The sequence below is a fragment of the Streptomyces sp. NPDC001796 genome (genome assembly GCF_042892355.1).
Lineage (GTDB): Bacteria > Actinomycetota > Actinomycetes > Streptomycetales > Streptomycetaceae > Streptomyces.
In genome coordinates, this window is sequence record NZ_JBIAUC010000001.1 from 90,913 (window position 1) to 103,912 (window position 13,000).

Sequence of the window (13,000 nt, forward strand, 5' to 3'; positions counted from 1 at the left end):
CGTCTCGTGCGTACGCTGTGTGCTTCGACTCTGATCGGCGAGTTCTTCGTCATCGGTTTCGCCGGGCTGGTCGCCATGAAGGACCCGGGCCTGTCCACGGGCACCGTGTGGACGGTCAGCGGGATCGCGATGGTGCTCAGCATCCTGCTGTGCGGCATGATCACCCGGCCCGGCGGGGTCCAGCTGGGCTGGGCGCTGCAGATCGCGCTGATCGCCGCCGGGTTCTTCGTGCCGACGATGTTCTTCATGGGCGCGGTCTTCGCCGCCCTGTGGTGGGCGTCGGTCCACTACGGGCGGAAGATCGACGAGGCGAAGGCCCGCTTTTCGGCCGAGGGCGGCCAGAACAGCCCGTCCGGCGCCTGAGGAATTCGAGGACGAGGCCGGTCAGGCCGAAAGCGGGGCCCGGGGGCGCAGTCCCCGGTCGGCCACCGCACCAGAGGGCACCTGACGCTGCGTAACGTCCACCCAGGACCGCCCTGTAACCTCTACGCACCGAAAACCTTGGTAAAGGAGCCCTCTCGTGACCTCGCGCACCCTCGTCCTCCTCAAGCCCGACGCCGTTCGTCGCGGGCTGATCGGCGAGATCATCGGCCGTATCGAGCGCAAGGCCGGCTGGACCATCAGCGCGCTGGACATGCGCACCCTGGACCAGGACACGCTGGAGCAGCACTACGGCGAGCACAAGGGCAAGCCGTTCTACGAGCCGCTGGTGGAGTTCATGGCATCCGGGCCGGTCGTCGCGCTCGTCGTCGAGGGCGAGCGGGTCATCGAGGGCGTGCGCGCGCTCGCCGGAGCCACCGACCCCCTCGTCGCCGCCCCGGGCTCGATCCGCGGCGATTTCGGGGTGATCGTCCGCGAGAACCTCATCCACGCCTCCGACTCCGAGGAGTCCGCCGAGCGCGAGCTGAAGATCTTCTTTCCCGGGCGCTTCTGAGCTCAAGAATGATGAACTTCCGAAGCCGTCTTGTGGATGATTTCTGAGGGTTTGTCACGTCACCCGGATGCCGTAACGGCCCTACCGGGATTCCCGGCCCCGGAAACCCCGTCGAACCTTGGCATATGCGGTGCGTTCGGGGGAACGGCTACCTCCGAACGCCCGTCTCCAGAAGCGAGGCGACGCGTCATCTGCTGACAATGGCGGAGACCCTCGCGCAGTGTTTCGTGCAGGCGAGACTACGATGTAAGCCTTCACGTCACAGCACCCACTTCGCCGCCCCGATGAAAGCTGTCCAACGGTCCACTTGGGGAGGCCAGACGAATCCTGATGGGGAACTCAATGTCGTTCATCGGCCGTGACATGGCTGTCGACCTCGGGACCGCCAACACGCTGGTGTACGTCAGGGGTCGCGGGATCGTACTCAACGAGCCGTCCGTCGTCGCGATCAACACCAACACCGGTGGCATCCTCGCGGTCGGCGCGGAAGCGAAGAAGATGATCGGCCGGACGCCGGGCAACATCGTGGCCGTGCGCCCGCTGAAGGACGGCGTGATCGCCGACTTCGAGATCACCGAGCGGATGCTCCGCTACTTCATCCTGAAGATCCACAAGCGGCGGTATCTGGCTCGTCCACGGGTCGTCGTCTGTGTGCCCTCGGGCATCACGGGCGTTGAACGCCGGGCCGTCATCGAGGCGTCCTCCCAGGCCGGCGCCCGCCAGGTGCACATCATCGAGGAGCCCATGGCCGCCGCCATCGGCTCCGGCCTGCCGGTCCACGAGGCCACGGGCAACATGGTGGTGGACATCGGCGGCGGCACCACGGAGGTCGCGGTCATCTCGCTCGGCGGCATCGTCACCGCCCAGTCCATCCGCGTCGCGGGCGACGAACTGGACAACGCGATCATCCAGTACGTCAAGAAGGAGTACTCGCTCCTCCTCGGTGAGCGGACGGCCGAGCAGATCAAGATCACGATCGGTTCGGCGTACGACCTCGACACTGACGAGCACACCGAAATCCGCGGCCGGGACCTGGTGTCCGGGCTGCCCAAGACCGTGGTCATCTCGGCGGCCGAGGTCCGCAAGGCCATCGAGGAGCCGGTCAACGCGATCGTGGACGCGGTCAAGACGACCCTCGACAAGTGCCCGCCGGAGCTGTCCGGCGACGTCATGGACCGCGGGATCGTCCTGACCGGCGGCGGCGCCCTGCTGCGCGGCCTCGACGAGCGGCTGCGCCGGGAGACCGGCATGCCGATCCACATCGCCGAGGACCCGCTGGACAGCGTGGCGCTCGGCTCCGGCAAGTGCGTCGAGGAGTTCGAGGCGCTCCAGCAGGTGCTGGACGCCCAGCCCCGCAGATGACGCGACGCGCCGACTCCGCCGTACGAGACCATCTGTGCTCGTGCGGCGGATCGTTGATATAGAGGCATGAGCCTCTGATCGCCAGCAACAGAATCACCCATACCGAACCTCCCATCCCCAACCTCCCATCCGACGAGGAAGGCACGGCCGCCGCACGTGAGGGACACACGAGAGAGCCGGCTGCTCCTGGTGCTGCTGATCGCCATCGCGTTCGCTCTGATCACGGTGGACATCCGCGGTGGCCAGGACTCACCGGTCGAAGGTGCCCGTCAGGCCGCCGCCACGGTCTTCGGCCCGATCGAGAACGGGGTGTCGTCCGCCGTCGACCCCGTCGGCAACGCGATCGCGGCCGTACGCGACTCCGGCAGCCGGCACGACCGCATCGCCCAACTGGAGCACGACAACGCGGCCTTGAAGGCGAAGCTGGGCAGCGACGACCGCAACCGCAGCCGGCTCAAGCAGCTCGACAAGATGATCCGGGTGGCGGGCGAGGGCCAGTACGGCATCAAGGGCGCGGAGGTCATCGGGATAGGAGCGGCCCAGGGCTTCTCCTGGACCGTCACCATCGACGTGGGCGCGAACGACGGCATCAAGCGCGACATGACCGTCCTCAACGGCGACGGGCTGGTCGGCCGTGTCACCACCGTCGGCCCCGACACCTCGACGGTGCTGCTGGCCAACGACCCCGACTTCACCGTCGGCACCCGGATGGAGGGCAGCGACGAACTCGGGTTCGCCTCCGGGCAGGGCGACCGCCCGCTGCGCGTGCAGCTCCTCAACGCCAAGGCGGACGTGAAGAAGGGCGACCGTCTGGTCACCTTCGGCTCCGAGGCCGACAGACCGTTCGTGCCGGGCGTCCCGGTCGGCGTGGTCTCCCGGGTCGACCCCTCCGGCGGTGACCTGACGCGCACGATCTACGTGACCCCGTTCGTGTCCTTCACCAAGCTCGATGTCGTCGGCGTCGTCGTCCAGGCGCCGAAGAAGGACCCGCGCGACACCGTCCTGCCACCGAAGCCCCAGCCGACGCCCACGCCGACCGTGACCGTCACCGTCACCCCCTCGGCCTCCGCCGACGGCGGGCAGCAGACGCCCTAGGAGCCGAACCTGATGCGCCTCAACCGGATGCTGCTCGCCACCCCCCTGGTCCTCGTCGCCCTGGTGATCCAGGTGAGCGTCCTCGCCCGTCTGCACCTGCCCGGCGCCGTCCCGGACCTGGTGCTGCTGACCGTCGTCGGCCTCGCCCTGGTCTACGGCCACGTCGGCGGCTGCCTCGTCGGCTTCGGCGCCGGCCTGCTCTCCGACCTGGCCCCGCCCGCCGACCACGCCGCCGGCCGCTACGCACTCGTGCTGTGCGTCATCGGCTACCTGGCCGGACTCGCCAAGCCGGAGAACGGCCGCCTGAAGTCCGCCAGCGGCCCCATGGCCGTGGTGGTCGCCGCCGCCATCGGCTCCACCCTGCTGTACGCGGGCGTGGGCGCCCTCGTGGGCGACACCGCCGCCCGCCATGTGGGCCTGCCGAGCCTGCTGTTCACCGCCGCGCTGTACGACCTGCTGCTCGCGCCCTTCGTGGTCCCAGGGCTCATGGCCCTGGCCCGCCGCGCCGACAACGACCCGCTCGCCGAGACCAACTCCGCCAAGGCGGCCGACGTCTCCTCCGGCTGGCTGTCCTCCGGAACCGGGCTGCGCATCGGCAGCCAGCGCAGCGGCCTGAGGGTCAGAGCCGCGAAGGCCCGGGTGGCCCGCGCGGGACGCATCAAGGGGGTCAAGCGGCTGTGACGACAGGACCTCGGCCGCACAGGTCGACCGTGTACTCATATGACGTGTACGTGCGCTGAGAGGGGGCGGCAGCAGTGACCAACGCCCACCCGTCGCCCACCACCACCCTCAACGGAATGGGCTGCGCCCATGACTAACATTCCTGAGACCGGGCGGACTCCACGTGTCCAGATCCGGCTCGTCGTCATCCAGATCCTCGTTCTCTCCCTTCTCGGCACCCTCGGCGGCCGACTGTGGTACCTGCAGATCCGCGAGGGCGCCCAGTACCAGAAGGAGGCGTCCGGCAACCACGTCCAGCAGGTCGTCCAGCCCGCCGTACGCGGGGAGATCCTGGACGCGCGCGGAGTCCCGCTCGCCGACAACGAGACCAAGCTCGTCGTCTCCGCCTCCCGCACCGACCTGATGAAGATGAAGGACGGCGGCAAGGCCGTCCTGACCAAGCTGGCCGGTGTCCTCGGCATGAAGCCCCAGGACGTGATGGACAAGGTCCGGCTGTGCGACGCCAAGACGCCCCAGCCCTGCTGGAACGGCTCCCCGTACCAGCCCATCCCCATCACCGACGAGGCCACGCCCCGGCAGGCGATGCAGATCCGCGAGCGCTCCGAGGACTTCCCCGGCATCACCGCCGAGCCGGAGGCCGTGCGCCGCTACCCGAGCCCCGGCGAGGCCAACACCGCGCAGGTGCTCGGCTACCTCTCGCCCGTCACGGACCAGGAGATCCAGCAGGCGAAGAACACCGACTCCCCGTATCTGCGCTCCGACATGGTGGGCCGTTCCGGGCTCGAGCGCCAGTACGACGCGGCGCTGCGCGGGAAGGCCGGCGTCACCCGCTACGAGGTCGACAACCTCGGCCGGGTCATCGGCAAGGCCAAGTCGGACGCCGCTGAACCTGGCTCCAACCTGGTCACCAGCATCGACGCCCGGGTGCAGCGGGTCGCCGAGTACGAGCTGGACCGGGCGATGAAGGTCGCCCGCACCCAGTTCGACAAGAACACCGGGGAGAACTACAAGGCCGACTCCGGCGCCGTCGTCGTGATGGAGGCCAGGACCGGCCGCGTCGTCGCCATGGCGTCCGCCCCGACGTACGACCCGAACGTGTGGGTCGGCGGGATCTCCGCCAAGGACTACAAGAAGCTCACCGGCAAGGACTCCGACTACCCGTTGCTGAACCGGGCCATCCAGGGCCAGTCCGCGCCCGGCTCCACCTTCAAGGTGGTCTCCACGGCCGCCGCGATCCAGGCCGGCTACGACTTCGACGGCCACTACCCGTGCACCAGCTCCTACTCGGTCGGCGGCCAGGTCTTCAAGAACTTCGAGGGGGAGAACTTCGGCCCGATCTCGCTCGGCCGCGCCCTCGAGGTCTCCTGCGACACCGTCTTCTACGGCCTCGCGGACAACGAGTGGAAGAAGGACGGCGGTATCAACCCCAAGAAGGGCCAGCCCAAGGACTGGTTCTTCAAGACCGCCCACCAGTTCGGCCTCGGCAAGCCCACCGGCATCGACCTGCCCAACGAGGTCTCCGGCCGCGTCCCCGACCGCGAGTGGAAGCAGAAGTACTGGGAGGCCAACAAGGACGCCTGGTGCAAGACCGGCAAGAAGGACGGCAGTTACGTCGAGAAGATCGCGTACGAGAACTGCCTCGAGGGCAACAAGATGCGCGAGGGTGACGAGATCAACTACTCGATCGGCCAGGGCGACACCCTCCTGACCCCGATCCAGGAGGCCGTCATGTACTCGGCGATCTCCAACGGCGGCACCCTGTGGGACCCGACCATCGGCAAGGCGATCATCAGCCCCGACGGCAAGAAGGTCACCGAGATCAAGCCCAGGTCGCACGGCAGGCTGCCGATCGACGCCAAGACGCGGGACGTCATGGAGGAGGCCCTCGCGGGCGTCGTCACCCGCGGTACCGCCGCCTGGAAGTTCGGCGGCTGGCCGCAGGACAAGATCCCGCTGCACGCCAAGACCGGTACCGCCGAGGTCTACGGCAAGCAGACCACGTCGTGGCTGGCCACGTTCTCCAACGACTACGCGGTCGTGATGACGATCTCCCAGGCCGGTACCGGTTCCGGCGCCTCCGGTGAGGCCGTCCACAACATCTACAACGCGCTGTACGGCGTGCAGTCCGACGGCTCGATCGACAAGAAGAAGGCGCTGCTGTACACCCCGCAGCAGGGCCTGCCCAAGATCCAGCCCGACGGCTCGATCGTCGCCCCCAAGATCGAGAAGTACGACCCGAGCGCCAACCAGGCGAGCCCGTCGCCCGGGCAGACGGCGCCCACCGACAATCCGCCGGCCACCGCGCCGTCGCCGACCGCGAGCAACCGCAACACCCGACGGCGCACGGGCCGCCCGAAGAAGAGGCGGAGGATCCTCACGTGACCGGAGCGAACAACTTCTCCGTCTCCGGGTACGGGCCCGAGCGGGCCGGCTGGACGCGGATCTTCGCCCGCGACGGCCTGGCCCGCCGCCTCGACTGGCCGATACTGCTGTCGGCCCTGACCCTGTCCCTGATCGGCACGGCCCTCGTCTACTCGGCCACCCGCAACCGCACCGAGATCAACCAGGGCGACCCGTACTACTTCCTGATCCGGCACCTGATGAACACCGGCATCGGGATCGCCTTGATGATCGGCACGATCTGGCTCGGCCATCGCACCCTGCGCACCGCCGTGCCGATCCTGTACGGCATCTCGCTGTTCATGGTGCTGCTGGTGCTCACGCCGCTCGGCGCCACCATCAACGGCAACCGCAACTGGATCGTCTTCGGCGGCGGCTTCTCCCTCCAGCCCTCCGAGTTCGTGAAGATCACGATCATCCTGGGCATGGCGATGCTGCTCGCGGCGCGGGTCGACGCGGGCGACAAGCCGTACCCCGACCACCGGACCGTGGCGCAGTCCCTGGGCCTGGCCGCCGTCCCCATGATGATCGTCATGCTCATGCCGGACCTCGGCTCGACGATGGTCATGGCGGTCGTCGTGCTGGGGGTGCTGCTCGCCTCCGGCGCCTCCAACCGCTGGATCTTCGGCCTGCTCACCGCAGGCGCCGTCGGCGCGGTCGCCGTCTGGCAGCTGCACATCCTGGACGAGTACCAGATCAACCGCTTCGCCGCCTTCGCCAACCCCGACCTCGACCCCGCGGGCGTCGGCTACAACACCAACCAGGCACGCATCGCGATCGGCTCCGGCGGACTGACCGGTGCGGGACTGTTCCACGGCTCCCAGACCACGGGCCAGTTCGTGCCCGAACAGCAGACCGACTTCGTCTTCACGGTCGCAGGAGAGGAGCTGGGCTTCCTGGGCGCCGGCCTGATCCTCGTCCTGCTCGGCGTCGTCCTGTGGCGGGCCTGCCGGATCGCCCGCGAGACGACCGAGCTGTACGGCACGATCGTCGCCGCCGGCATCATCGCCTGGTTCGCCTTCCAGTCCTTCGAGAACATCGGCATGACCCTCGGCATCATGCCGGTCGCGGGCCTGCCGCTGCCGTTCGTGTCCTACGGAGGCTCCTCGATGTTCGCCGTCTGGATAGCGGTGGGACTGCTGCAGTCGATCCGGGTGGAGCGGCCGATGTCTGCGTAGGCCTCCGGCGGTCGGGCCGGTTGTCCGGTGCGGGCCGGTGGGGGCGGCCGTCCCCGAGGGCTCGGCCACCAGGCCCCCATCGGCCTGAACGGTCTCGTCCTCGACCGCCGCACGGGCTCAGGGGACCCCTGCCATCCCGCACCGATTCCCACTAGATTCGCGTCATGGCGGACACCAAGCGTGAGATCGAGCGCAAGTACGAGGCCGCAGCCGGCGACCGACTGCCCGACCTGACCGGCGTCGCGGGCGTCTTCGCCGTCGTCGACAAGGGCGTCGCCGAACTCGACGCCACCTACTACGACACGGCCGACGAACGCCTGGCCCGCGCCCGTCTGACCCTGCGCCGCCGCACCGGAGGCGACGACGCCGGGTGGCACCTCAAGCTGCCGGTCGCCGACGGCGTCCGCGACGAGATCCGCGCCCCGCTCTCCGACACCGTCCCCCGCTCCCTGTCCGCCCTCGTCCGCTCCCGCGTCCGCGACACCCCACTTATCCCCCTCGTACGCCTGCGCTCCGCCCGCCACGTCCGCCACCTCGTCGACGCCGACGGCGCCCTGCTCGCCGAGGTCAGCCTCGACCACGTCCGCGCCGAGCGGATCGGCGGCGGCACCGGCTCCGCCGCCTGGACCGAGATCGAGGTCGAACTCGCGGACGACGGCGACCCCCGCTTCCTCGACAAGGTCGAGAAGAGACTCCGCAAGGCCGGAGTGCACCGCTCACCGTCCCACTCCAAGCTCGCCAGGGCACTGCAGGAGACCGGCGGGCGCTCCGGGACCGGTGAGCAGCTCCCACCGGCCACCGCGGGCGACCACGTCCTCGCCTACGTCCGCGCCCAACGGGACGCGATCGTCGCCCTCGACCCCGCGGTACGCCAGGACGTCTTCGACTCCGTGCACGCCATGCGCGTGGCCACCCGCCGGCTGCGCAGCACACTCCGTTCCTACGCCAAGGTCCTCGACCCCGCCGTCACCGCCCCGATCGCCGACGAGCTGAAGTGGCTGGCCGGCGAGCTGGGCGTGGACCGCGACCAGGAGGTGCTGACCGAACGCCTGACGGCCGCCGTCGCCGCCCTGCCCCACCACCTGGTCGTCGGCCCGGTCCGCGGCCGGCTGCGCACCTGGTCCCGCGCGGGGCGCGGCGGCTCCCGGCGCCGGCTGATCGCGGTCCTGGACAGCGAGCGCTACCTGCGGCTGCTGGACGCGCTGGACACCCTGATCACCGACCCGCCCCTGCTGAAAGCGGCCGCCGGGAAACCGTCCAAGGTGATCGCCAAGGCCGTACGGAAGGACGTCCGCAAGGTCGCCGACCTGATCGGTCAGGCCCTGGACCAGCCACCGGGCACCGACCGCGACCTCGCCATCCACGAGGCCCGCAAGAAGGCCAAGCGCACCCGGTACGCCGCCGAGGCCGCCGCACCCGCCCTGGGCGGACCCGCCGAATCCCTGGCCACGGCGATGAAGTCCCTGCAGACCCTGCTCGGCGACCACCAGGACAGCGTGATGACCCGGATCGCCCTGCGGGAGCTGTCGGCACAGGCACACACGGCGGGGGAGGAGACGTTCACCTACGGCGTCCTGTACGGCCGCGAGGAACAGCGCGCGGCAGCGGCGGAGGCGGCGCTGCCGGAGGTGTGGCGGGCGGTGGAGGCGGAAGCGGACGTCTGAGCGGATGCAGGTCTGCCCGGGGCCCGGCCGAGGCGGGACGGGCCGACGGGCGCCTGCGGCCCTGCCCCGCGGGCGTCCGAGGAGGCGTCCCGGCCGCGTTAGGCTAGATGGTCACCCCTGTCAGTACCGTCCAGCTCACGAAAGTCGCGAGATGTCTGCCGAAGCCGCCGTATCGGTGTTCCCGCAGCTCGAAGCTCTGCTGCCGCACGTGCAGAAGCCGATCCAGTACGTGGGCGGCGAGCTGAACTCCACCGTCAAGCCGTGGGACGAGTGCGACGTCCGCTGGGCGCTGATGTACCCCGACGCCTACGAGGTCGGGCTGCCCAACCAGGGCGTCATGATCCTCTACGAGGTCCTGAACGAGCAGCAGGGCGTCCTCGCCGAGCGCACCTACAGCGTCTGGCCGGACCTGGAGGCGCTGATGCGGGAGCACGACGTCCCGCAGTTCACCGTCGACAGCCACCGCCCGGTGAAGGCGTTCGACGTGTTGGGCATCAGCTTCTCCACGGAGCTGGGCTACACGAACATGCTGACGGCCCTGGACCTCGCCGGCATCCCGCTGGAGTCCAAGGACCGGACCGTCGACGACCCGATCGTCATGGCGGGCGGCCACGCGGCCTTCAACCCCGAGCCGATCGCCGACTTCATCGACTGCGCGGTGATCGGCGACGGCGAGCAGGCCGTCCTCGAGATCAGCAAGATCATCCGCGCCTGGAAGGAGGAGGGCCGCCCCGGCGGCCGCGAGGAACTCCTCTTCCGCCTGGCGAAGACCGGCGGGGTGTACGTCCCGGCGTTCTACGACGTCGAGTACCTCCCCGACGGCCGTATCGCCCGCGTGGTCCCCAACCGCTCCGGCGTCCCGTGGCGCGTGTCGAAGCACACGGTCATGGACCTCGACGAGTGGCCCTACCCCAAGCAGCCGCTCGTCCCGCTGGCGGAGACGGTCCACGAGCGCATGTCGGTCGAGATCTTCCGGGGCTGCACCCGGGGCTGCCGCTTCTGTCAGGCGGGCATGATCACGCGACCGGTCCGCGAACGCTCCATCACGGGCATCGGCGAGATGGTCGACAAGGGCCTGAAGGCCACGGGCTTCGAAGAGGTGGGCCTCCTCTCCCTGTCCTCGGCGGACCACTCGGAGATCGGCGACATCGCCAAGGGCCTGGCGGACCGCTACGAGGACGACAAGATCGGCCTCTCGCTCCCCTCCACCCGCGTGGACGCCTTCAACATCGACCTGGCGAACGAGCTCACCCGCAACGGCCGCCGCTCGGGCCTGACCTTCGCCCCGGAGGGCGGCTCGGAACGCATCCGCAAGGTCATCAACAAGATGGTCTCGGAGGAAGACCTCATCCGCACGGTCGCCACCGCCTACGGCAACGGCTGGCGCCAGGTGAAGCTGTACTTCATGTGCGGCCTGCCGACGGAGACCGACGAGGACGTCCTCCAGATCGCCGACATGGCGACACGAGTGATCCAGAAGGGCCGCGAGGTCTCGGGCTCCAACGACATCCGCTGCACGGTGTCGATCGGCGGTTTCGTCCCCAAGCCCCACACCCCCTTCCAGTGGGCGCCCCAGCTCTCCGCCGAGGAGACGGACACGCGCCTGGAGAAGCTGAGGGACAAGATCCGCGGCGACAAGAAGTACGGCCGCTCGATCGGCTTCCGCTACCACGACGGCAAGCCCGGCATCGTCGAGGGCCTGCTGTCGCGCGGCGACCGCCGGATCGGCGCGGTGATCCGCGCGGTGTACGACGACGGCGGCCGCTTCGACGGCTGGCGCGAGCACTTCTCCTACGACCGCTGGATGGCGTGCGCGGAGAAGGCGCTGGCCCCCTACGGCGTGGACGTCGACTGGTACACCACCCGAGAGCGCACCTACGAGGAGGTCCTCCCCTGGGACCACCTCGACTCGGGCCTCGACAAGGACTGGCTCTGGGAGGACTGGCAGGACGCCCTCGACGAGACGGAGGTCGAGGACTGCCGGTGGACGCCTTGCTTCGACTGCGGGGTGTGCCCGCAGATGGACACGGCCATACAAATCGGCCCGACCGGCAAGAAGTTGCTGCCTCTGACGGTCAAGAACGCAGGTCAGGCGCCGGCTTCGAGTGGTCACACGCACTGAGGCGAGCGAGGCACTCGATCGGGTGATGGAGGCGCCGGCGGGGACGGGTGAGGACGAAGTGGTTGCCGCGTTGGCTGCCGTCGGCGTTTCGATTCGTCGGCAGCCGACGACGCAGGGTGGGCGCCGGACGCCTCTGCCGGGGCCTGGAGGCCCCGGAAGCATCCACTCTGAGGTGGAGTGGGTGTAGTCCGCCGTAGGCCTGACCTGGCGACCACACGAGTTGTCCGCTCCAAGGAGTGGGTCTGAGGGCCAGCGGCCTGGGCCACGGCCGTACACGGTGACGTTCGCCCGAGTGGATGGTCTCGACCCACGTGGTGTCCTGTGGCTTCCCGGCGTGGGTTTCAGCGTCGAACCATCCGCGAGCCGGAGATTGCGACAAGGATCGCGGCGAGGGTGACAAGGCCGACGAGCACGGTGACTGTGGGCCAGACCCTGAGCGCGCCGGCTGTGAGGAGCGGCGGGATGGTCATGCCGGCGTAGGCGATGAGGAAGATGCCGGCGAGCGCCTCGCCTCGACGCTCCGCATCCGCGACCGCGGCGACGGTGCCGAGGGCGGCTCGGAACAGGATGCCGATCCCTGCGCCCGCGACCCCGCCGCCGATGAGGAAGAGCGGAAGTGAGGCGACGACGGCGGCAACGCCGATGCTCACGAGCCCGAGCGCGGCGAGTGCGATGGCGAGCCCGATCTGAGGGCGCATCGCCAGCCGCACGGTGAGGATCTGTGCGAGGGCTGCCGCCATGAAAACGACGAAGGGCGACAGGCCGGCGAGTAGGTGCGAGTGCAGCCCGAGGAGACCGACGAGGAAGGTCGAGGACAGTCCCATGAAGGTGCCGAACACTGCGAACGCGCCGAACGCCGCCGCTCCGGCCGCCCAGAACGCGCCCCTCCCCGCCGCCGGCACTGCGACGCGCTGCGGCCGGTAGGCGGGGCGCTCCTCGCGGCGCTCAACCGTCTCGGGAACGAAGGCGACCAGGATCCCTTCGACGACCAGGAGGATGGCGAAGGCCACGTAGGGGGCGATGAGCGGTCGCGTGGACCAGGTCGCGATGAGCCCGCCGATCAGCGGGCCTAGGCCGATGCCGCCGAGGTTTGCGAAGGTCGACACAAGGGCGACGCGACCTTTGGCGTGGTGGGCCGCCGCACCGAGCTCGGAGAGGTGCGCGGTCGCCGTGGCGGTGAGGATGCCGATGCCGAGTCCGCTGATGAGGCGGGCGACGATGAGGCCGGCGACGTCGTTCCAGACGAGGAAGAGGATCGCGGCCAGCAGGTTGACGAGCAGCGAGCCGAGGATCACGCGTCGGCGTCCCAGCCAGTCGGAGACATGGCCCGCGAGATACAGGCTCAGCATGACCCCGACCGCGTATGCGCCGAAGATGATGGTGAGGACGATCGTCGGAAAGCCGTCGCGCTGCTGGTAGATCGCGTAGAGGGGCGTCGGGACGGCGCAGAACGCGAGCTCGGTGCTGAAGGCGAGCGCGATGATCCAGAACCCCGCCCCATGGGGAAGTCGTTCGGCGGCTGGAGGTCCGGGCCGGAGCAGCAGTTGTCGTCATTTCTCCATGC

General features: G+C 69.4%; 10 protein-coding genes. 9 read left to right on the plus strand and 1 reads right to left on the minus strand.

Features of this window, described 5'->3' with window-relative positions; translation table 11 throughout:
* Positions 1–6: 6 nt before the first annotated feature.
* The 9 genes from ACFYZE_RS00385 to ACFYZE_RS00425 all read left to right on the plus strand — a co-directional run bounded on the left by ACFYZE_RS00385 (position 7) and on the right by ACFYZE_RS00425 (position 11,436).
* Positions 7–363 (plus strand): DUF4233 domain-containing protein, encoded by a 357-nt coding sequence (locus ACFYZE_RS00385; protein ID WP_388986255.1) that lies wholly within the window; start codon positions 7–9, stop codon positions 361–363.
* A gap of 157 nt (positions 364–520) precedes the next feature.
* Complete coding sequence (gene ndk / locus ACFYZE_RS00390; RefSeq protein ID WP_388986258.1) at positions 521–934, plus strand: nucleoside-diphosphate kinase; 414 nt, start codon at positions 521–523, stop codon at positions 932–934.
* Between the two features lie 342 nt (positions 935–1,276).
* Positions 1,277–2,296: a rod shape-determining protein gene (locus ACFYZE_RS00395; RefSeq protein ID WP_103845224.1), complete on the plus strand. Its 1,020-nt coding sequence runs from the start codon at positions 1,277–1,279 to the stop codon at positions 2,294–2,296.
* A 156-nt stretch (positions 2,297–2,452) separates the two neighbouring features.
* Positions 2,453–3,391, plus strand: a complete 939-nt coding sequence (mreC, locus tag ACFYZE_RS00400) for a rod shape-determining protein MreC (RefSeq protein ID WP_388986261.1) — start codon at positions 2,453–2,455, stop codon at positions 3,389–3,391.
* A gap of 12 nt (positions 3,392–3,403) precedes the next feature.
* Positions 3,404–4,072 carry a rod shape-determining protein MreD gene (gene mreD / locus ACFYZE_RS00405; RefSeq protein ID WP_388986264.1) on the plus strand — a complete coding sequence of 223 codons (669 nt, stop codon included), beginning with the start codon at positions 3,404–3,406 and terminating at the stop codon, positions 4,070–4,072.
* A 129-nt stretch (positions 4,073–4,201) separates the two neighbouring features.
* On the plus strand, positions 4,202–6,454 hold the full coding sequence (mrdA, locus tag ACFYZE_RS00410; protein ID WP_388986268.1) for a penicillin-binding protein 2: 2,253 nt from the start codon (positions 4,202–4,204) through the stop codon (positions 6,452–6,454).
* Positions 6,451–7,650, plus strand: a complete 1,200-nt coding sequence (gene rodA, locus ACFYZE_RS00415) for a rod shape-determining protein RodA (RefSeq protein WP_388986271.1) — start codon at positions 6,451–6,453, stop codon at positions 7,648–7,650. Before mrdA ends, rodA begins: the two co-directional genes overlap by 4 nt.
* 164 nt (positions 7,651–7,814) lie before the next feature.
* Entirely contained in the window at positions 7,815–9,314 is a 1,500-nt protein-coding gene (locus ACFYZE_RS00420) for a CHAD domain-containing protein (RefSeq protein WP_388986274.1), read from the plus strand.
* 151 nt (positions 9,315–9,465) lie between these two features.
* Complete coding sequence (locus ACFYZE_RS00425) at positions 9,466–11,436, plus strand: TIGR03960 family B12-binding radical SAM protein (protein WP_388986277.1); 1,971 nt, start codon at positions 9,466–9,468, stop codon at positions 11,434–11,436.
* A 341-nt stretch (positions 11,437–11,777) separates the two neighbouring features.
* Here ACFYZE_RS00425 and ACFYZE_RS00430 read toward each other — a convergent pair whose 3' ends face one another.
* Complete coding sequence (locus ACFYZE_RS00430; protein ID WP_388987898.1) at positions 11,778–12,980, minus strand: MFS transporter; 1,203 nt, start codon at positions 12,978–12,980, stop codon at positions 11,778–11,780.
* Positions 12,981–13,000: the final 20 nt, after the last annotated feature.